The organism is Telmatobacter bradus (assembly GCF_048629425.1).
Lineage (GTDB): Bacteria > Acidobacteriota > Terriglobia > Terriglobales > Acidobacteriaceae > Telmatobacter > Telmatobacter bradus.
In genome coordinates this window covers 4,998,108-5,016,258 of record NZ_CP184532.1, presented here as the reverse complement: position 1 = coordinate 5,016,258, position 18,151 = coordinate 4,998,108, and the positions used below count along the sequence as shown (strand labels likewise).

Sequence of the window (18,151 nt, the reverse complement as noted above, 5' to 3'; positions counted from 1 at the left end):
CGAACAATTCCTTGCCTGCGTTCCTTCGCAACCAGACCCCGTCATCTTTCGGATTCAAACAATACCCCTCCCTAGGCGGAGAGTCTTGCTTCTCCGTCGTATCAACACACTGGAAGGTGATCGGACCCGTTGATTTGCTCCGAAAGAAATATTTCTGGAGCGATGATTCTTGTCGGTTTCGTGGGACGCGTAAAACTTTCTGAACGGTCCCGATAGTAGCACATTTGCCCCTTCTTGCAATGCCCCTTTCACACAAGAATCGGGCAGAGAAAGGGAGTTGCACCACGTATGGTGAAACTCGTTCTTGAAGCATTCCAATTTATCTAGGATGCAAGTAAAAATGCTCTAACTTTAGTGCAATCCGAAACGGCGAATCGGATAACTCAAGCCCAGTTTTCCTAACTGCGTGGTGAAAGAGTGTACCAGTCTTCCGGCCACCAATCCAGTGGCTTGTACCTGACTTGTTAATCAGGCTTGGGGCGGGGGTGGATTCATTGATCGAACTAAGCTATACTCGGAGATGCTGTCAAAAGCGTAGATTCCGCCAAACAAACAGGAGTGCATTTCCATGCCCAAGCGCACCTTTCAACCTAACCGCCGCAGCCGCGTCAAGAAGCACGGTTTCCGCACGCGTATGAAGACCCGGGCTGGCGCTGCAGTTCTCAGCCGCCGTCGTGCCATGGGCCGCAAGCGTGTTGCCGTCAGCGCGGGCTTCCGCGACTAACTCCGGTATTGCCCGTCTTCACGGGCGTCCCCTTTGTTTGACCCGGTAACGGTTGCTTTCCAGTAGCCGTTCCGGGGGCGAACTCCAAGTGGTCCAAAGATGAATACCCCCTCACAGCCTGCCCCGCGTCAGTCGATGGCGGGCGTGCGTCTGCGCAGGCATGCGGATTATCAGCGCGCCTACGCTGCCAGCCGCAAACGCCAGTCTGCCTCCATGGCATGGTTTCTGGCTCCCTTTCCCGACGATATTGCCCTGTCCGAGCCGGTCCGCGTTGGCCTGACGGTGGGCAAGGTCATTGGCAAGGCCCACGAGCGCAACCGCATCAAGCGGCGCATGCGCGACATCGTCCGCCGCCATCTGGCCGAGCTGCCCCTGGGCTGCGATCTCATCCTGCATCCCCGCCGCAGTGTGCTTGCCGTCGATTTCACGAAACTTGAAGCCGAGCTGGTGCGTATTCTCGAACAGGCCAGGCAGGAAGCCTCTCGCTTCCGGCCGAAGCCCGCTCAGCCATGACGCGCCTGCTACTTGCCCTGCTCGGTCTCTACAAACGCTGGCTTTCGCCTGCGCTGCATGCACTTGCGCCCATGGGCTGCAAGTTTGAGCCCACCTGCTCGCAATATGCTGCGGAAGCCATCGGCCTGCATGGCCCCTGGCGGGGCAGCCGCATGGCCTTTTGGCGTCTGTTGCGCTGCCATCCCTTCTCTCCCGGTGGATTTGATCCTGTACCGCCCAAACATTAGCTCTCGTGTATACTTCCGCACGAGGATTTCCTGTCCACAATGAAGACGCCAAAACACATACTTGCCGCATACGCTGTCGCTGCGTTCTTTGCGCTATGCTGCGTGGGCATGTTTACTGAAATTACTCATTTTTTACAAGCCAGATTGGATGGGCCCTCCTTTTCAACTGACCAGATGATCGCAAGCCTTGGCGTCATGGTCACAGGACTTGGCCTTTTTATTGCAATTGCTGCGGCTGGCATTGCTGTCCTTACTGTATTTGGCATTTCCGAATTAAAAGATATTGCCGAAAGAAAGGCTAAAGAAGGATTGGATCAGATTCTTGAAGTGCTACGAGAAAAGAACCTGCTGGACGAAGACGAGTTTTATCGCCTTCAACAAGCGTCTCTACTGCCAGCCAACCGTATTGCAACCAGCATGCCTGTTCAGGAATCCAATATTGCAGTAAATACACAGACTGCAGGAACAACTGGCAATCTGCCCAATGAGCTGTCAGAATATCCAGAGGGGAAGGAGGATCAAACATCATGAGCACTGCTGCCGACTATAGCGCCAATGCAATATGGAGCAGCGATCTTCGCGCCCTCCAGACTCAGGTGCCCGTAGACGTCATCCGTATGGCTGAAGTGCTTGGGCTCAAAGTTTGGCAACAAGAGATGGACGGCTATTCCGGCTTGATCAAAAAAGACCCCAAGCATGGTGGTTTGGCTGGCTACAGCATCATCGTGAACAAGCTGGATCACCGCCCTCGGCAAAGATTTACGATCGCCCATGAGGTTGGTCACTTTCTTCTCCATCGGGATCGCATCGGAGATGGTCTGAAAGACGATGCTCTGTATCGAAGCGGCTTGAGTACACGAGAAGAAGTGGAAGCCAATAAGCTGGCGGCAATGATTCTGATGCCCTTCCACCTCCTCGACAGAGAGGTTAAGGCTGGAATAAGCGTGCAAGATCTTGCTGATAAATTTGGAGTTTCAAAGCAGGCCATGTCGATTCGCCTCGGAATCCCCGAGTAGAACAAGATGCCGGCCAAAAGGTCGGCATCATTGTTTTCCTGTCTTGTAAGCAACTTCGCACCGCAAACCATTACCATAAGACAAGCGGCTGTTCGATGGGCCGCCCGTTTCACACGACAGGAAGTTTCCTTTGCCAGAAATCAGCAATCCCAATCTTCAGTCGCAAGGTCAAAGCGGCAGCGGTGGTGGCGGCAGTGACATGCGCGGCACCATGCTGTTCATGATGTTGATGCTGGCAGTGCTGCTCGGCTACCAGTACTTCTTCAAGACCCCGCAACAGAATCCGCCGCAGACCCCGCAGCAGCAGGCCCAGCAGAGCCAACCGCAGAGCACGTATGCTCCGGCAACCATTACGGCGGCTGCAGGTTCCACGCCAGCCATCACGGCCTCCAACGAGGGCCTGACCACGGTCGAAAACAATCTGTTCAAGATCGTTTTCTCGAACCGCGGCGGTCAGGTCAAGCAGTGGATCCTGAAGCAGTACAAGAGCTCCGACGGCAAGCCGCTGGACATGGTGCAGCCCCAGGTGGCCGCCCGCTTCGGCTATCCGCTCTCGCTCTTCACCTATGAACCGGAACTGACCAGCCAGTTGAATCAGGCGCTCTATCAGGCCACCATCAATGGTCAGCCGGCCGGCAACTGGGTGGCTGCGCCTTCGGCCATCACCTTCCACTACGCGGCCAATGGACTTGATGTGGTCAAGACCTTCCGTTTTGATCAAAGCTACGTGGTCACGGCGGAAACCCGCGTTCTGCGCAACGGTTCGCCGGTGCGTGCGCTGGTCAGCTGGCCGGGCGGACTGGGCGACATGGAAGAATTCCTGCCCGCCAATGCCACCGCAGCCAAGACGCGCAGTACGGTACGCACCTCGGCACAGTCGATGTTTGCCTGGTCACTCAACGACAAGCAGGACTCCGTGGCCGGCCGCAAGATCGGCAACAACGCCACCCTCAATCAGCCCTACAGCTTTGCCGCCATCAGCGACCTCTACTTTGCCGCCGCCTTCCTGCCCGATGATCTGGCTAACGCATCGGTAGTAACGCTGCACAACACCTACGACCTGCCCAAAGACCTGAGCGACGCCACCAGCCCCAAGACGCCGGCCGACGTAATCGGTCTGGCGGTGGGCGACCAGAGCGGCTCCTCGCATGTGCGGCTCTTCGTTGGCCCCAAGGCCACCGACGTGCTCAACTCCATCCACGCCACCGGCGCGGACGGCAAGCCTTCGGGTCCGACGCTCTCCTCGCTCATTCAGTTCGGTATGTGGGGCGTCATCGCCAAGCCTTTGTACATTGCGCTGCGCTTCCTGGTGGAGCATGGCGTAAACAACTGGGGTTGGGCCATCATTCTTGTTACGGTCATCTTCAACTTCGCGCTGATGCCTACCCGCGTGATGATGATGAAGTCGTCCTTGAAGATGATGCGCATTCAACCCAAGGTTGAGGCCATCAAGAAGCGCTACTCGCACCTGAAGATGAACGACCCCAAGCGCTCCGAGATGAACGCCGAGATGATGGGGCTCTACAAGACCGAGGGCGTGAACATGTACGGCAGTTGCCTGCCCATGCTCTTCCAGATGCCCTTGTTCTTCGCCTACTATCGTGTGCTGGCGAATACCGTGGAACTGCGGCAGGCCCAGTGGTTCTGGCTGAAAGATCTTTCCATGCCGGATCCGCTCTACATTCTGCCCATCCTTATCATCTGCTCCATGCTTCTGGTGCAGCTGATGACGCCTTCGCCCGGCATGGACCCGGCGCAGCGCAAGATGATGGCCTTCATGATGCCGGCCATCTTCGGCTTCTCCATGCTGCACTTCGCCTCGGGTCTGGCGCTCTACTGGGCCACCGGCAACCTGATCAATCTGGTCCTGCAACTGGCTATCAATCAGTCCAGCATCGGCCGCGAGATGCACCAGATGGCCGCTCGCCGGGCAGCCAAGCGTCCCGGCGGAGCAAAGACCATTCAGGGCCGCCGTTAACTTCGGCTCAACCCCTAAAGAGAAAGCCCCATCTTCGGACGGGGCTTTCTCTTTGGATCGCACTCTGCCCCGCTGTTTCAATCGCATCGTCAGCCTGCGCAGAATCCCCGGACAGAACCGGCAGGAATCTTGCTTCCGGCGCTTTACCATTCGCCCGGTCAACGATACAATTAGGGGAGCAGGGCCGAAGTAGCTCAGTTGGTAGAGCAGCTGATTCGTAATCAGCAGGTCGCCGGTTCGAATCCGGCTTTCGGCTCCAGATTTTCAGCTAGAAATTCAGTACGTCACAGGCTACCTGCAAAGGTGGCCTTTTTTGCGTCCACACACATTTGCTTCTTGCTTTACGTTGCCTGCAATCGCCGCGCTTGAACCACCACATATTCCTGGCGAATGATCTCCCGAAAGCGCTCCGACGTGGTTGCCCAATCGACAATATCGATTTTATAAGGCAGGTCGGATTCAGAAAACTCCTCGGCCAACTCCGCCAGCGTCGAAAGCGTCAAAGGCTCTTCGCCGAGAACCGCCAGGTCGAGATCGGAATAGGTCTTGGCCTTTCCCTGAACACGAGAGCCGAAGGCCCAGACCTCGCGCTCCGGCAAGTGACGCTGCAAGAGGGCGCGAACAATCTCCAACTCGCCCGCCTGCAACTCCAGCCCCCGCTTTGTTTCTGTCGGATTCATTCCGCGTTGCGCTTTCTCAACTGTTCAAGCAGGTATTGCGCTTCTTCCAGAAAGGCAGGAATTCCGGCGACGACCTGCAAGGCGATCTCCTCGTCGTACGTGTGGCTGGTCTTGCTGCGCATCTCGCGGTAACGCTTCCAATCGGACCAATTGCCCAGCAACAACCCATGCTCATTGCCCGTGCGAATCAGATCGCCAAAAGGCATAGCGTTGAACTCTTCCGGTGAGGCAAGAATGGACTGAAGATAGCGCTTGAGCATCTTGTGGCTGATCTCGTAGGTAAACTCGAAGCGCTGCACCAGACCATCGCGAATCAGCGTGTAAGAGGTATTTCCCTGATACTCCGTCAATCCCTCGGCCAGCCGCTGGACTGCGTTCACAAGCGGCGTAAAATCCAGTTCGTTGCTCACGCAATCTCCTTCTTACCGCGCTACAACTTTTATTATTGCCCCGGTTTGTTGCTCGAACCAGCCCATTTTTCGCGATAAGCAGCCAGACCCTGCTGCCAGCTTTCGCTGCCGTAGCCGCCGCCGCTGGCATGAGTGACGGCGATCGGCCATGTGCCCACCTTGAGGTCAGCGGCGTTGGCCTGACGGGAAAAGTCCAGATCGTAGAAGTGGAAGCTGAAGCGCTCATCAAAGCGCACGCCTGCATCCAGTAGTTTGCTGACGCGCACCGCCAGCAGAACGCCGTCGAGCAGTTGCACGGGTGCGGGTGTGGGGCCGTAGATCGAGGGCTGGCCCAGAGGCTGTTTGCCGTGGCAGACCGCGCCGCTGATCCACTCCGCGTCCCACTCCATCTGCTCGTTTTTGACGTGCCAGGCGGCGGCGTTGGGAACCAGACGGCGATTACCAGCCAACCCGATCACGTCAAAGGCTTCCAGTCCGGCGCGGATGCGCTCGGCAAAGAAAAAATCGTCGAGCCAAAGATCGTCGTGCACAAAAACGGCCAGATCGTCGCGGTGTTCTTCCGTGAGAAAGCGGTTGTAGAGCAGGGGCAGACCGAGATTGTTCTCCAGGAAGGCATTCAGCCGCACCGTTTGGCAGTTCGCCAACCGCCGCGCCGACTGTGCCAGCGGCGACTGCGCAAAAGCCTCCGCATTCAGGCGGCTGGCCGTAACCATGTGCAGCATGCAGAGGCTCCTGACTTAGAGCAAATTCTGAATTTGTTCTACTCCAGCGTTTGAACGTCGGTTCCGTCGGGAACCTTGACGGTGAACTGATCATCGCTGAGCGACATGTTCACCGTAACCTTATCCACGCTGAGCACCAGTTGCTTGCCCTCGATAGGCCGCTTGATGGTGACTATGGTCGGATACAGGCCATTGCCGGTGTCCTGATAGCCGGCGTAGGAGACGTGCGTCTCCAGATTGCCCTCGGCGTCGTAAATATCCTGTTCGTAGGGCAGCAGGTCTTCACGATGGAAGGTGATGACGCGGACTGGCGTCAGCTGGCGCGAACCTTCCTTGTGATGCATGATGCTGAGGGTGTACTCGGGCACCTGGAAGAGGTGCTTCTTGGCCGGATCCTCGATGGTTTCGCTCTCGGTGGTCACGGTGTAGTAATCGTCAGGATCAAGACCACGCACCACCAGAGCATCGAGGAAGAAGCCCGGACGCAGATTCAGCATGGGGTCTTCCGACTTCTTGTGCAGCAGGTTCGATCCCTTGTAGGCCTTTGACTTGGACGGAATGTAAATGGTGAAGTTGCTTCCGTCGCTGGCCATATCGAACATCTTGGTCCGCACCACCGGCACGCGACCATACACACGCAGCATGCCCGGCCTGCGGATCAGGATGTTGGCCGGGAAGGTGGTGTAGTCCTTGGCTTCGCCCTTTTTGGCTTCAAGTGTGGTGGCTGAAACCTCGACCGTGGCGCTGAGCGTGTCCATCTGCTTCCAGCGCTCGTTCAGACGGGCCACCAACTCTTCCGCTGTGACAGTCTGCACGCTGGTGGGCTGCTTGGGAACGGGCAGATGCCGCGTGGTGTAGACCATGAAGCAACCCGACAGACTGCTACACAGCACAGCGAGCGGAAGAATCCGCTTACAGAAAGAAAAAATCATCGCAGGCCGGCCTTTCTGAGATCGCGGCGGTAACCGGCCACGTTGTGGTTGTGCTCGTCGAGTGTTGCGGCAAACAGGGAATGACCCTGTGCATTCGCGCTGGCTGCCACAAAGTAGTAGTACCCGGTATGCGCCGGAGCAAGCGCGGCACGCAAGGACGGCAATCCCGGATTGGCAATGGGACCGGGCGTCAGTCCGGGATGGCGATAGGTGTTGTACGGCGTATCGTAAGCCAGTTCGTTCGAGCGTAACTGGCCGTTCCAGTGGCCCTCATGTTCCAGGCCGTAAATCACGGCGGAATCGGTCTGGAGCGGCATATTTTTGGCCAAACGATTTTCAAAGACGCTGGCCACCAGCGGGCGATCGGCGTCCACCGCCGTCTCGCGCTCCACCAGCGAGGCCATCGTCACCGTACGATGGAAGTTCTTCTTCAGCCCCAGTTGGACAGCCACCTGCCGGAAACGACGCACCATGACTGCCACCACCTGGGTGGCCGGGGTGTTGTGCCGGAAGCTATAGGTAGCCGGAAACAGATAACCCTCCAGGCTGGTGGCCGCCGGGTCCAGATCGGCGATCAGCGACGTCTGGCTGCGAGCCGCATCCAGAAACTGCTGGCGGGAACCAAGCCCCACCTGCTCAACGCGCGTGGCAATCTCGTAAAGGTTTGCGCCCTCAGGAATGACCAACACCCGAGTGTACACATCTCCATGGACGAGCCGGCTGTAGACTTCGATGACAGAAGCCGGGTGAGTAAAGCGATACTCCCCGGCATGAAGCGTTCCATGCTTGAGAAACCGCATCAGATCAAAAGCATACCGGCTGCGGATGATGCCTGCCGCCTCCAGTTGTGAACCAATCAAAAAGGCCGAGGAGCCGGGAGCCAGATCGACAAACGTCTCCGTCTGCGGCCCGTAGGGCGTTAGCACCAGCCAACCACAACCTGCGGCAAGGCACAGTACCGTCAGCAAAAAGCCGAGCAAAACGCCAACCACACCAGACTTCTTCTTTTTCCTGCTGTATCTTCTGCGGCGAGCCATTCTGCTACGATCGTTCCCCTTCTCTTTCTGTTAGACGAGTCTGGGCCTTTCCAAGACTCTCAAGATACGATTGTAGCGGGCCAGGATGGTCATGGATCGGTTGAACACACCATCCCATGCGCTACTAAACCCTAATCCGGAAGGAGAGTTGCCTGACACTCGAAATAAAACCCCGCTATCTGGCGCTGGATATTGGCAATCGCCGCATCGGCGTGGCCGTCAGCGACGAACTGGGCCTGACCGCGCAGCCGGTGCTCACGCTGGAGCGTGGCCGCGGACGCCGTGAAGATCTGCGCTCACTGGCCCGACTGGCCCGGCGCTTCAACGTGGTGGGCATCGTGGTGGGCAATCCGCTCTACATCAGTGGCGACGTAAGCCCGCAGGCTGAAAAGAATCAGGCGTTTGCCGCTGAGCTGGGCGAGTTGTCCGGCCTGCCCATCCTGCTTTGGGATGAGCGCCTGACCAGCCATGAAGCCCACCAGATCCTCTACGAAGCAGGCCACAAACGCCAGGACCATCGCAAGATCGTAGATCAGGTGGCCGCCGTACTCATTCTGCAGTCGTTCCTGGAGCAGAGGAATTCCAGCCTCCAGCCTCCAGCTTCTAGCTTCTAGCTCTCCGTTCTTAGCTTTCAGCTGAAAGCTTGTTGATCCGGCAATGAATGAGTATTTCGTGCTTTCCCACCCTAGCCACAAAAACAAAGGCGTGGCGAGGGTGGGCACCCAATGTATGCCGGTATTGATTTGCTGGAGCAATAGAGCCTACGGCTTGGAGCTGAGAGCTGACAGCTAAGAACTGACAGCTAGAAGCTGGAGGCTGGAGGCTAGAAGCTAGAAGCAGGGCGTCCGCCCCTGCCGCGTATAATGGAATGTTGAGAGACTTTATTGTCTTTCAACTTCCGCGGAAATGGCCGCTCCCCAGGCTGGCCGCTATGGACAATCGATGCCAGAACATATCAAAAATAAGCTTCTTGAAGAAATCCAGGTGCTGGAGCACGAGTTGGCGCACGAGCTGCCTGCCGAGATCAAGAAGGCCGTTTCGCTGGGCGATCTTTCGGAGAACGCCGAGTATCACATGGCCAAGCAGCGCCAGGAGTTTGTAAACGCGCGTCTGGGCCAGTTGAAGAAGCGCATGGCCGAGCTGTCGCTGGTGAATCTGACCAACATTCCTCGCGACAAGGTGGGCTTTGGCTCCACGGTTGTGGTCTATGACTCAACCAAGGACGAAGAGATTACCTATCAGCTGGTGACCAGCGAAGAGTCGGACGTGACCAAGGGTCTGATTTCGACCACTTCGCCGATCGGCCGCGGTCTGGTGGGCAAGCTGGTTGGCGACGTGGCCACCGTTGTGACGCCCAACGGCAAACGCGAGCTGGAAATCCTGAAGCTGAAGACCATTCACGACGCCGCGGACGAATAATCCTTACGGCTGAGAAGCGCAACGGTATGAACCACGCGCTCAAGAGGGACGATTGCAATGACCACCTGGACCAGCGCATTCGGCCGCGCCTGCGGCTGGCTGCTGAATCACATTGTGCACGGGCTGGCGCTGACGCGCATCTCGCCGAACGCGCTCACCTTCATTGGATTGGTGATCAACATTGTGGCTGCCTTCCTGTTTGGCCACGCCAACGCCGCCAACTGCGACCGCATGTTCTTCTGTGCCGGCGCGGTCATCTTCGGCGCGGGACTGTTCGACATGGTGGATGGTCGTGTGGCCCGTCGCACCGGTCAGGTCACGCTCTTCGGTTCGTTCTTTGATTCGGTCATTGACCGCTATTCCGACGTAGTGCTCTTCTTCGGCCTGCTGGTCTACTACGGCCGCATCAACCGCTTCCGCTACGTGGTGCTGACGGCCTTCGTCATGGTTACGTCGCTCATGGTCAGCTACACCCGTGCCCGCGCTGAGGCCCTCATCGGCCAGTGCAAGGTGGGCTTCATGGAGCGGCCCGAACGCATCGTGCTGGTGATCATCGGCGCAGTCTTCAATCGCTGGGGCGCAATGGCTCCGGTGCTGTGGGTGCTGGCCGTGCTCTCCACCATCACCGTGACGCACCGCATTGTTTACACCTACCAGAAGAGCAAGCATCTGCCACCACTGACGCAGGCATAATACTTTCTACACTTTGGCAAATCGGGAGCCCACAAGGCTCCCGATTTGTTTTTCCGCCTTCGTGTTTGCATACAGGAACTGCTCTCCGCTTCGTTGCGTATGCTACCTTGTGGCCAACCAGCACAGAAGGCCCGGAAAACGGAGAACGAGCATGAGCAGCCCCTACGCACCCAGCCCGCAAGCCATCTTCTATCAGCAATTCGAGACGGTACGCCGCGATGAAGCAGTCGGCGTGCTTCTGGCGCTGTTTTTGGGCGGCTTTGGCGCACACCACTTCTATCTGCGCCGCACAGGACTGGGCATTCTGTATCTGCTGCTGTGCTGGAGCCCGCTGCCCTGGATTCTGGGCTTCTTCGAGTGCTTCTTCATGCCGGGCCGGGTGCGTGAATTTAACGCCATTCAGGCCGCGGGCATTTCCGCCATGCTGGGCCTGGCAGCGCCGCCCTGGGGGTATGCGCACTTGCACGTTGCGGTAAACGTTCAGCCGCAACCTGGAGCACTCATTGCCTGCCCCGCCTGCCAGCAGACCAGCCAGCCCGGAGCGCGTTTCTGCTCTTCCTGCGGAAAGAAATTCTAAAAACTCACCGGGCAAAGTTCGTCAACGCCGTCTGGGCGCGGTCCAGATCCTCGGGAATGCCAATGTCCAGGAAGAAGCCCTCAACGGTAAAGGCCAGCGGCTTGAGGCGCGCCACTTCCGGCATCAGAAAATCGCGCTCGAAGCTGAACTTTTCCTCAAGCGCCGGTGGCCAGGCCAGAGCGCGGGCAATCGCATAGGCTCCGGCATTGATCCAGCCCGGCCCGGAGCGGCCTTTTTCTTCAAAGCCCATCACCCGCTGCACGAACTCGTCTTTCTCCAGCATTACGCCGCCGTAGCGGGCGATGTCGGGCTGCTGGCAGATGGCCATGGTCAGAGCGGCTTCGGCCTCGGCATGGGCCTGCATCATGGCAGCATAATCGGCGTCCAGGTAGGTGTCGCCGTTCAGCACCAGCACCGACGGCTGCTTAACCCAAGCCAGCGCCGCGCGAATCGCTCCGCCGGTGCCCAGCGGCGCTTCTTCAACGACATAATCCAGCCTCATGCCCGCAAAGGATGCGCCAAAGTGCTGCTCGATCACCTCGTGCAGGTGGCCCACCGAGAGCACCACGTGGGTAAAGCCGCGGCGGCTCAGGTTGGTCAGCAGATACTCCAGAAAGGGCCGACCGGCCACCGGGGCCATCGGCTTGGGTGTGTCTTTCAGGCGTGAGGCCAGGCGGGTTCCAAAACCTCCCGCCAATACGACTGCTTCCATGGGATCGATCCTAACTGACTTTTTCTTGGCTGTCTTTTTCTTCCGTCGCGGCCATGGCTGCAGCCGTAAACTCCGCGCCAAAGCATCCGTCTTCGATCAGCATGCAGAACAAGTGCTCCAGCGTCAGATGCGCCTGCTGAATGTACATGGTCACGGTGGAGGGCACGGCGATCAGCACATCGCAAAGCGCGGCCATCTCTCCGCCGCCCGCGCCCGTCAGACCGACGGTGCAAAGCCCACGCGTCCGCGCCGCTTCCAAAGCCCGCAGAATATTCGGAGAGTTTCCCGAGGTGGAAATCGCCAGAAACACATCGCCCGCATCGCCCAGCGCCTCAATCTGGCGGGAGATGCTCTGCGCAAAGCCGTAGTCGTTGGCCACGGCGGTCAGAATGGATGTGTCGGTAGTCAGCGCCACGGCCCGCAGCGCTACGCGATCCTGCTTGAGCCGGCAGACCAACTCGGCCACCAGATGCTGTGCGTCGGCCGCAGAGCCGCCGTTGCCCGCCACCAGCAGCTTGCGGCCCTTTTTGAGCGCGGCAACGGTGGCCTCAGCGGCCCGCACCAATTCCTGCTGCAGAGCTTCATCGGCGGCCACCTGTTGCAATACCCTGATACCGCGCTCCAATTGAACGCGCACCAACTCGTTTATGGAACTCTCCACGCCTTGACTCCATCCGCGGTGAAATGACAACGGTAGGCAAGTCCTCCGCTAAAGCCCTCGTTCAGGGTGGTTGCAATCCTGTCCACCGAGATTGGATCACCGAGGAACATCATAAAGCCGCCGCCGCCCGCGCCGGAAATCTTGGCGCAGCGTGCTCCAGCCTCCAGCGCCTGCGCATACACCTGCTCAATGTGCTCGTTACTGATCTGCTGGGCCATGCGCTTCTTGGATTCCCAACTGGAACGCAGCACCTCATGCAGCAGCTTGAAGTCGCCGCGCAGCAGACTCTCCTTCATGCGGAAGGCCTCATCCTTGATGGCATGCATGGCGTCGAGCGCCTTGACGTTGCGCTCGCGCACGTTCTGCGACTGCTCCTGAATAATGGCCGCCGACGCCCGTGAATGGCCTGTGTAATAAAGCAGCAGCGAGGCTTCCAGCTCACTCACCACCCAGTCCTTGATGCGCAGCGGATTCACCAGCACCCGGCCGTTCGCACCGAACTCCATGAAGTTGAAGCCACCAAAGGCCGCAGCGTACTGGTCCTGTTTACCGCCGGCCAGCCCCGCCTCTTCACGTTCGATCACGTAAGCCGTCTGCGCCAGTTCGTAGTCGCCGAGCGGCAGATTCAGCCACTCCACGTAAGCCGCCAACATGGCCACCACCAGCGTGGACGAACTGCCCAAACCCGATCCTGCCGGCACATCCACCCGCGTGCTCATGCGCAAGCTCAGCGGCTGGCCGCCGTTGTAGTTGCGCACCACGTGGTTGTACACCGCCTTGTAAAGCTCGAAACTGCCGTCGTTCTCCAACTGCGCGGCCACCTCATAGCTGACGCTGGCATTCAGGTCGGCCGATGCGAACTCCACCCGACCGTTTTCGAGCGGCTCCAGTGAGGCGTAGGCGTAGTAGTTGATGGTGACGTTCAGAATGGCGCCACCATACTCGTCGCAATAAGGCGAAACATCGGTGCCGCCACCAGCCAAACCAAGACGCAGCGGCGCTCTGGAGCGAATCAACATGAGAGATCTATCCCTGTAAAAAAACTTGTAGCCTTTGCCCTACTATAGTTTTCTCCCCTTACTTGCCGCACGGTTTTCTACATGAAAAATCTCTTCTGAACCACAAGAACGTACCCTGCAGATAGCTTCCCTGCCTCCAGAAAGAACTTCAGGCCACAAACTCCCGCGGAAAACTCAAGCTTGATTCCAGCGCATTGGCAAGCTTTCTTTGCAACTAGGTTTTAACCCTGTTCCGCTGTATTTGAATGAATGCTTTGGGCCTGCTCTGCCCGCAGAAACTATTTTTTTAACCTTGGGTTCAATCCACTACGAGCTTCTGAAAACACGGACGCTCTATCTATGGAGAAGACATTCATGCAGAAGATCGCAAAGTATTTTTCGCTGCTGCTGCTACTCACCTGCGCAGTGCTGCCTGTACATGCTCAACGTTTCCATGACCCGCACCCCGCCTACCTGCACGCCCTGTCCGATCTGCGTGTGGCCCGCTGGTGCCTGAGCCATCAGGATGGCGGCTTCAAGGTTTATGAGGAAGAGACCGAAGCCATCATGGAAATCGACGCCGCCATCGGCGAAATCAAGCACGCCGCCTACGACGACGGAAAGGGTCTGGAAGACCATCCGCCGATCGATGTGCGCGACCATGGCAGCCGTCTACTGCGCGCCATTGAGTTCCTTCAGCAGGCAAAGTCCGACATCGATCAGTCGGAAGATAATCCCGAGGTCCGCGACCTCCGCCATCACGCCAATGAGCACATTGACCATGCCCTGCACGCCGCAGGTAAGGCGCATGACCGCTGGCTCCACGAGATGGGCCGGTAACTAATTTCAGTAGCTCATCCCCAGACTCCACAAGAAATCCTCAGACTTCTTTTCAGGAAGCTGGGGATTTTCTTTTTGTTCCGACTTTTATCCATTCAAGCTTCTAAATCCGCCTCGATCCGAGCCATGCGACTCCTGTTTTTGCACTAACTCTGCCAAGGTGGTCCTACCACAAATAACGGAAATTCTCTTAGAAATGCTCAATTATTACAGAAAAAATAATAGCTATTGACAGCCGTCCAATCTTGTACTTACACTCTGCCGTCATGGTGGTTAGACCTCTCGTACAAGTTCATCTTCTAACCGACTCACTTGCTTTCAGGAGAACCTATGTTGGACAGAAATAGCTTTGTAAGCCGCTGTTGTATCTTTGCAGCCAGTGCGTTCGTCTTTGCCGCAACCCTCAACGCTCAAACGGTTGCCACCGGTGACAACCGCACCATCAGCACGCCGAGTTTCCCTTCGGTCTGTAAAACCCTCACCGCCGTGTCCACCACCTCGGAGCGCTCCTCGCCCCCCAGCTCCGACGACACCAGCCGCATTCAAAGCGCCCTGACGTCCTGCGCCGGAACCGGAAAAAGCGTTGTGCTGGCAGCCGGCACCACCGACACCGCCTTCTACGCCGAAGAGCTCACCGTCAATGGCGAAGGTCTGGTCATCAGCTCCGGCGTCACGCTCTATGGCGGCGCATCCTACTACAACGACGCGGAACTGATTCTGATCGAGGGCAGCAGCTCCTTCCTCGGTGGTCCGGGAACCATCGATGGCCGTGGCGACCTGATTGCCAGCAGTGGCACGCCCCGTCTGGTGCAGACCAGCGACGCCAGCAGCCTGATTATCTATGACATCACCCTGACCCAGGCCGCACACCCCAACCTGTACATCAAGGGAGGAAGCGACATTACCATCGATGACGTCACCATCAAGACCCCGGCCACCCGCACCAACGCCGACGGCATCGACATCGACAGTACTTCGCACGTTACCGTCCTCAACTCCTACGTGGAAGCCGGCGACGACGGTATTGCCGTCAAGACCAACGCTTCGGCCGCCTCCAACATCACCGTGGAGAATAGCTACTTTTACGGCACGCATGGTCTGTCGATCGGCAGCCAGACGATGTACGGCATCACCAATGTGCTGTTCAGCGGCAACTACGTCTACGGCAACGATCTGAGCGGAAACGCCTCAGGCGACGCCAACGGCATCAACATCAAGACCGACGAAGAGTGCGGCGGCACCGTCAAGCAGGTTACCTACAAGAACACCTGCCTCTACGACATCAAGCACCTGATCGTGGTCAACGCCTACTACGGATCCTGCAGCGGTAACACCGGCACGCCCGTTTTCGACGACATCCTGATCAACGGCGTGGAATCGAAAGCATCGCTCTCCGGCGCCTACTCTCGCTTCTACGGCTATAGCTCCAGCTATCCCGCCGATGTGTATCTGGAGAACGTCGATCTGGACACGACCACCCAGTCCAGCGATGAGTACGCCGACGTCTACCTCTATAACTCCAACATCACGCCCTCCGGCACGGACGTAAGCACCAGCAGCTTCTCCGGCAGCGGCAGCGTGCCCAGCTGCAGCTTCAACAGCAGCCTGTAACTAGATGGGCAGGACGCCCCGCGCGTCCTGCCTCAACCATCTGCGCCTAATGGCCTTCCCTAGTTACCTGGTCTGGCGCAAACCTCCCACCGCCCGCCCCGGCTCCAGCACAATCAGCAACGTGCGCAATAAAATCTTCACATCTAGCATCAGCGAATAGTTGTAGATGTACATCAGGTCCAGGCGCAGCTTCTGCTCCGGTCGGGTCCAATAACTACCATTCACCTGCGCCAATCCGGTAATGCCGGGTTTAACGGCCAAACGCAGATCGTAGCCGGGCAGTTGCTCCCGCAACTGCGCCACAAAGTGCGGTCGCTCCGGACGCGGGCCAATCAGGCTCATGCTGCCAGTAATCACATTGCACAACTGAGGCAGTTCGTCGATGCGCATGGCCCGCAGCAGGCTTCCCACTGTTGTCAGCCGTGGATCATCGCGGCAGGCCATCACCGGTCCGGTCCGCAGCTCGGCGCCTAGCTGCATGGTGCGGAACTTCAGCAGCTCATACTCCGCGCCGTTCGCCCCCACCCGCGTCTGGCGGTAAAGCGCTGGCCCCCGCGAGGTCAACCGGATAAGCACGAAGACCAGCAGCATCAAGGGCGCAGCCAGCACCAGAATCAGCATTGCGCCGGCCACATCCAAAAGCCGTTTTACGGCCCGCGGCGCCGGATGCAGGTACGGCGGACTCAGGCGCAGCATCAACAAATCTTCGTTCAGCGCCGGCCGCGCTCCCGCCATCCATAGCTCATACACGCCAGGAATCACAAAGACACTTTTGCCCAATCGCGCCGCCTTCCGCACCAGCGGCAACTTGTCAAAGATCGCCTGATCGACAAGCACCGCACCTTCGACAAGGCGGTCGTCATCCGCGGCCAAAAACTCGGCTGGAGTCATGGAACCGGCCACCTGCAGCCAGCTCACCGCCGACTCGCCCAGCCGCGCACACAGTTCAGCAGCGCGGTCCGCGTCACCAGCCACAATCAGCCCATTCTCCAGATTTCCTGACGCCCGCGCGGCAGCCCGCAGCAGCGTACGCAGCACGCCCAGCAAGGCCAGTTGCAGCACCACTGAAAGCGCCAACACACTACGGCCCGGCAACCAGCCCGGCTCCCAACCGCAAAGCGCCATCCATACCGTGGCATACAGCGCCTGGGCCAGCACCAGCGTCTGCATCAGTTCCAATAGCCGTCGGCGGGACCAGCTGCGATAAAACCCACACCGCGAATAGCAGACCATGGCCGTTACTGAAAGCAGGGGCAGCAGATGCAGGTAGAGCCGCACGCCCTGCCCGCCTGTGGCTGCCAACGCCAAAAACGCGCCTCCGTGCACCATCGTCAGATCCAACACCGCCACCAGCGGCGAGTACTCCAGCACCGACGCCATCTGCTTCGCCATTCGTCTGCCTCAGAATCGTGCGGTCCTCTCATGGCTGCACACCAAAAAACCATGCCGCCGCTCTGCTTTTCCCGCAAGGAACTACTTCCTTTTGCCTTGCAGGCAAAGACAACATCGATTGGAGAACCGTTTGAAGGGGATTCAGATCAGGGCGTATTTGTGAAAAGGTACGGCTTCCGCCATACCGCAATTGCTGCAAGAGGAGCGGGCTTTCGCCCTTGGGGATGCTTCCGTAATCCCGTCAGAATTTGACCCAGGATTTTTTAAGGCCCGGCATCAGGTGTACACCATCTGGCGGTGATTTTTACAAAGGAAGCGAGGTTTTCAGGAAGAATTTTGCAGGCAGTGGGAATAGGTTTTGTGCTTATTTTGCAGGCATTTTCCGTCTTATTTCCCATCGGCCTGCGGCAATGCAAGTGGTAGCTTGCCGCAGGCCTGATCGTCGACTTTCCACCTAATCTGGCAGAATAAGCAGCTTTGACACCAGCAGTCTCTCCGTCAGTCGGTCAATCGCCCGGGGAAACTTGTAGGCAAGTGCTCGCACACTCATACCCACCAGTGCAGCCGCCTCCAGTTGTGTGTACTCCTGTAGCACCACACGAGTGACCAGCTGCCGATCGAGCGTGTCCAGGCCGTCCAAACAGCGCTCCACGTCGATGCAGAAGATGACCGCATCTTCGAAGGTGCGGATGGGCCGGCTCGAAACCCAGCCACGGGAAATCGGGTCGTTCAGAATCGAGGGTGCACGACCCACCTGCATCGAAGCGTACAGGTAGCGGCGCAACAGATTCTCGGTATGCTTCCGGTAAAAGGCCAGACTCTCGTCGGGCTCCTCCTTTTTGCTGGTTCTGGATAGTTTCTTGGGTGTGGGCGCGGAATACGTCTGCTGCCAGTTACTCTGCGTCTGGCTAGCCGTCCACAGCAAGCTGCATTGCACCGCAGCCGCACTCAAAGGACACCTCCAAGAGCCGCCATGGCGGCGGCGCTACGCTCCAGCGGCTTACGGCAC

At 58.1% G+C, this 18,151-nt stretch carries 23 protein-coding genes and 1 tRNA gene; 14 read left to right on the top strand and 10 right to left on the bottom strand.

Annotated elements, in window-relative coordinates; all coding sequences use genetic code 11:
* The first annotated feature begins 568 nt into the window (after nucleotides 1-568).
* The 7 genes from rpmH (at nucleotide 569) to ACOBR2_RS20930 (ending at nucleotide 4,717) form a co-directional block, all read left to right on the top strand.
* Nucleotides 569-724, top strand: coding sequence for a 50S ribosomal protein L34 (gene rpmH / locus ACOBR2_RS20960; protein WP_420238027.1), 156 nt, complete (start codon nucleotides 569-571; stop codon nucleotides 722-724).
* Nucleotides 725-823: 99 nt separating this feature from the next.
* Nucleotides 824-1,237, top strand: coding sequence for a ribonuclease P protein component (rnpA, locus tag ACOBR2_RS20955; RefSeq protein ID WP_420238026.1), 414 nt, complete (start codon nucleotides 824-826; stop codon nucleotides 1,235-1,237).
* A complete protein-coding gene (gene yidD / locus ACOBR2_RS20950; protein WP_420238025.1) occupies nucleotides 1,234-1,464 on the top strand; it encodes a membrane protein insertion efficiency factor YidD in 231 nt (76 codons plus the stop codon). The genes rnpA and yidD overlap by 4 nt, the downstream gene beginning before the upstream one ends.
* A 39-nt stretch (nucleotides 1,465-1,503) precedes the next feature.
* On the top strand, nucleotides 1,504-1,995 hold the full coding sequence (locus ACOBR2_RS20945; protein ID WP_420238024.1) for a hypothetical protein: 492 nt from the start codon (nucleotides 1,504-1,506) through the stop codon (nucleotides 1,993-1,995).
* Entirely contained in the window at nucleotides 1,992-2,480 is a 489-nt protein-coding gene (locus ACOBR2_RS20940; RefSeq protein WP_420238023.1) for an ImmA/IrrE family metallo-endopeptidase, read from the top strand. Before ACOBR2_RS20945 ends, ACOBR2_RS20940 begins: the two co-directional genes overlap by 4 nt.
* 130 nt (nucleotides 2,481-2,610) lie before the next feature.
* Nucleotides 2,611-4,458: a membrane protein insertase YidC gene (gene yidC / locus ACOBR2_RS20935; protein ID WP_420238022.1), complete on the top strand. Its 1,848-nt coding sequence runs from the start codon at nucleotides 2,611-2,613 to the stop codon at nucleotides 4,456-4,458.
* A 183-nt stretch (nucleotides 4,459-4,641) separates the two neighbouring features.
* Nucleotides 4,642-4,717 (top strand) — tRNA-Thr (locus tag ACOBR2_RS20930).
* A gap of 82 nt (nucleotides 4,718-4,799) precedes the next feature.
* On the opposite strand, the gene ACOBR2_RS20925 is transcribed toward ACOBR2_RS20930, so the two are convergent.
* The 5 genes from ACOBR2_RS20925 to mltG form a co-directional block, all read right to left on the bottom strand.
* Entirely contained in the window at nucleotides 4,800-5,138 is a 339-nt protein-coding gene (locus ACOBR2_RS20925; protein ID WP_420238021.1) for a nucleotidyltransferase family protein, read from the bottom strand.
* Nucleotides 5,135-5,548: a nucleotidyltransferase substrate binding protein gene (locus ACOBR2_RS20920; protein ID WP_420238020.1), complete on the bottom strand. Its 414-nt coding sequence runs from the start codon at nucleotides 5,546-5,548 to the stop codon at nucleotides 5,135-5,137. Before ACOBR2_RS20920 ends, ACOBR2_RS20925 begins: the two co-directional genes overlap by 4 nt.
* Before the next feature lie 32 nt (nucleotides 5,549-5,580).
* Entirely contained in the window at nucleotides 5,581-6,270 is a 690-nt protein-coding gene (locus ACOBR2_RS20915; protein ID WP_420238019.1) for a glycosyltransferase, read from the bottom strand.
* A gap of 38 nt (nucleotides 6,271-6,308) precedes the next feature.
* On the bottom strand, nucleotides 6,309-7,133 hold the full coding sequence (locus ACOBR2_RS20910) for a hypothetical protein (protein ID WP_420238018.1): 825 nt from the start codon (nucleotides 7,131-7,133) through the stop codon (nucleotides 6,309-6,311).
* 65 nt (nucleotides 7,134-7,198) lie between these two features.
* The gene (gene mltG, locus ACOBR2_RS20905) at nucleotides 7,199-8,194 is read right to left on the bottom strand and encodes an endolytic transglycosylase MltG (RefSeq protein WP_420238017.1); all 996 of its coding nucleotides are present in this window, start codon (nucleotides 8,192-8,194) and stop codon (nucleotides 7,199-7,201) included.
* A gap of 179 nt (nucleotides 8,195-8,373) precedes the next feature.
* Between mltG and ruvX the strand changes: the two genes are divergently transcribed.
* From ruvX to ACOBR2_RS20885, 4 genes are all read left to right on the top strand, one after another.
* Nucleotides 8,374-8,853: a Holliday junction resolvase RuvX gene (gene ruvX, locus ACOBR2_RS20900; RefSeq protein WP_420240047.1), complete on the top strand. Its 480-nt coding sequence runs from the start codon at nucleotides 8,374-8,376 to the stop codon at nucleotides 8,851-8,853.
* 328 nt (nucleotides 8,854-9,181) lie between these two features.
* Nucleotides 9,182-9,658, top strand: a complete 477-nt coding sequence (locus ACOBR2_RS20895; protein ID WP_420240046.1) for a GreA/GreB family elongation factor — start codon at nucleotides 9,182-9,184, stop codon at nucleotides 9,656-9,658.
* 57 nt (nucleotides 9,659-9,715) lie between these two features.
* Nucleotides 9,716-10,351: a CDP-alcohol phosphatidyltransferase family protein gene (locus ACOBR2_RS20890; protein WP_420238016.1), complete on the top strand. Its 636-nt coding sequence runs from the start codon at nucleotides 9,716-9,718 to the stop codon at nucleotides 10,349-10,351.
* A 151-nt stretch (nucleotides 10,352-10,502) separates the two neighbouring features.
* Nucleotides 10,503-10,928 (top strand): NINE protein, encoded by a 426-nt coding sequence (locus tag ACOBR2_RS20885; protein WP_420238015.1) that lies wholly within the window; start codon nucleotides 10,503-10,505, stop codon nucleotides 10,926-10,928.
* A gap of 4 nt (nucleotides 10,929-10,932) precedes the next feature.
* On the opposite strand, the gene ACOBR2_RS20880 is transcribed toward ACOBR2_RS20885, so the two are convergent.
* Genes ACOBR2_RS20880 through ACOBR2_RS20870 form a run of 3 tightly spaced genes read right to left on the bottom strand, consistent with a single transcriptional unit; the run spans nucleotide 10,933 to nucleotide 13,320 of the window.
* Nucleotides 10,933-11,640, bottom strand: a complete 708-nt coding sequence (locus ACOBR2_RS20880; RefSeq protein WP_420238014.1) for a nucleotidyltransferase family protein — start codon at nucleotides 11,638-11,640, stop codon at nucleotides 10,933-10,935.
* Nucleotides 11,641-11,650: 10 nt separating this feature from the next.
* Nucleotides 11,651-12,301 carry a D-sedoheptulose-7-phosphate isomerase gene (locus ACOBR2_RS20875; protein WP_420238013.1) on the bottom strand — a complete coding sequence of 217 codons (651 nt, stop codon included), beginning with the start codon at nucleotides 12,299-12,301 and terminating at the stop codon, nucleotides 11,651-11,653.
* A complete protein-coding gene (locus tag ACOBR2_RS20870; protein ID WP_420238012.1) occupies nucleotides 12,286-13,320 on the bottom strand; it encodes a hypothetical protein in 1,035 nt (344 codons plus the stop codon). Before ACOBR2_RS20870 ends, ACOBR2_RS20875 begins: the two co-directional genes overlap by 16 nt.
* Nucleotides 13,321-13,674: 354 nt before the next feature.
* Between ACOBR2_RS20870 and ACOBR2_RS20865 the strand changes: the two genes are divergently transcribed.
* Together ACOBR2_RS20865 and ACOBR2_RS20860 are read left to right on the top strand one after the other, a co-directional pair.
* Nucleotides 13,675-14,139, top strand: coding sequence for a hypothetical protein (locus ACOBR2_RS20865; RefSeq protein WP_420238011.1), 465 nt, complete (start codon nucleotides 13,675-13,677; stop codon nucleotides 14,137-14,139).
* A gap of 330 nt (nucleotides 14,140-14,469) precedes the next feature.
* On the top strand, nucleotides 14,470-15,750 hold the full coding sequence (locus ACOBR2_RS20860; protein ID WP_420238010.1) for a glycoside hydrolase family 28 protein: 1,281 nt from the start codon (nucleotides 14,470-14,472) through the stop codon (nucleotides 15,748-15,750).
* Nucleotides 15,751-15,813: 63 nt separating this feature from the next.
* Here the strand turns inward: ACOBR2_RS20860 and ACOBR2_RS20855 are convergent, their stop codons facing one another.
* Nucleotides 15,814-17,142 carry a sugar transferase gene (locus ACOBR2_RS20855; RefSeq protein WP_420238009.1) on the bottom strand — a complete coding sequence of 443 codons (1,329 nt, stop codon included), beginning with the start codon at nucleotides 17,140-17,142 and terminating at the stop codon, nucleotides 15,814-15,816.
* A gap of 30 nt (nucleotides 17,143-17,172) precedes the next feature.
* Between ACOBR2_RS20855 and ACOBR2_RS20850 the strand changes: the two genes are divergently transcribed.
* On the top strand, nucleotides 17,173-17,394 hold the full coding sequence (locus tag ACOBR2_RS20850) for a hypothetical protein (RefSeq protein ID WP_420238008.1): 222 nt from the start codon (nucleotides 17,173-17,175) through the stop codon (nucleotides 17,392-17,394).
* 202 nt (nucleotides 17,395-17,596) lie between these two features.
* Here ACOBR2_RS20850 and ACOBR2_RS20845 read toward each other — a convergent pair whose 3' ends face one another.
* Complete coding sequence (locus ACOBR2_RS20845) at nucleotides 17,597-18,094, bottom strand: hypothetical protein (protein ID WP_420238007.1); 498 nt, start codon at nucleotides 18,092-18,094, stop codon at nucleotides 17,597-17,599.
* Nucleotides 18,095-18,151 lie beyond the last annotated feature (57 nt).

Excerpts from the sequence above, each read along its gene's own strand:
- ACOBR2_RS20940 (WP_420238023.1), top strand. The coding sequence starts at position 1,992 with ATGAGCACTGCTGCCGACTATAGCGCCAATGCAATATGGAGCAGCGAT.
- ACOBR2_RS20895 (WP_420240046.1), top strand. The coding sequence starts at position 9,182 with ATGCCAGAACATATCAAAAATAAGCTTCTTGAAGAAATCCAGGTGCTG.
- ACOBR2_RS20945 (WP_420238024.1), top strand. The coding sequence starts at position 1,504 with ATGAAGACGCCAAAACACATACTTGCCGCATACGCTGTCGCTGCGTTC.
- ACOBR2_RS20925 (WP_420238021.1), bottom strand. The coding sequence starts at position 5,138 with ATGAATCCGACAGAAACAAAGCGGGGGCTGGAGTTGCAGGCGGGCGAG.
- ACOBR2_RS20910 (WP_420238018.1), bottom strand. The coding sequence starts at position 7,133 with ATGGTCTACACCACGCGGCATCTGCCCGTTCCCAAGCAGCCCACCAGC.
- ACOBR2_RS20860 (WP_420238010.1), top strand. The coding sequence starts at position 14,470 with ATGTTGGACAGAAATAGCTTTGTAAGCCGCTGTTGTATCTTTGCAGCC.
- ACOBR2_RS20880 (WP_420238014.1), bottom strand. The coding sequence starts at position 11,640 with ATGGAAGCAGTCGTATTGGCGGGAGGTTTTGGAACCCGCCTGGCCTCA.
- ACOBR2_RS20890 (WP_420238016.1), top strand. The coding sequence starts at position 9,716 with ATGACCACCTGGACCAGCGCATTCGGCCGCGCCTGCGGCTGGCTGCTG.
- ACOBR2_RS20850 (WP_420238008.1), top strand. The coding sequence starts at position 17,173 with ATGGCTGCACACCAAAAAACCATGCCGCCGCTCTGCTTTTCCCGCAAG.
- ACOBR2_RS20915 (WP_420238019.1), bottom strand. The coding sequence starts at position 6,270 with ATGCTGCACATGGTTACGGCCAGCCGCCTGAATGCGGAGGCTTTTGCG.
- rpmH (WP_420238027.1), top strand. The coding sequence starts at position 569 with ATGCCCAAGCGCACCTTTCAACCTAACCGCCGCAGCCGCGTCAAGAAG.
- ACOBR2_RS20855 (WP_420238009.1), bottom strand. The coding sequence starts at position 17,142 with ATGGCGAAGCAGATGGCGTCGGTGCTGGAGTACTCGCCGCTGGTGGCG.
- ACOBR2_RS20870 (WP_420238012.1), bottom strand. The coding sequence starts at position 13,320 with ATGTTGATTCGCTCCAGAGCGCCGCTGCGTCTTGGTTTGGCTGGTGGC.
- ACOBR2_RS20865 (WP_420238011.1), top strand. The coding sequence starts at position 13,675 with ATGCAGAAGATCGCAAAGTATTTTTCGCTGCTGCTGCTACTCACCTGC.
- ACOBR2_RS20885 (WP_420238015.1), top strand. The coding sequence starts at position 10,503 with ATGAGCAGCCCCTACGCACCCAGCCCGCAAGCCATCTTCTATCAGCAA.
- rnpA (WP_420238026.1), top strand. The coding sequence starts at position 824 with ATGAATACCCCCTCACAGCCTGCCCCGCGTCAGTCGATGGCGGGCGTG.
- yidD (WP_420238025.1), top strand. The coding sequence starts at position 1,234 with ATGACGCGCCTGCTACTTGCCCTGCTCGGTCTCTACAAACGCTGGCTT.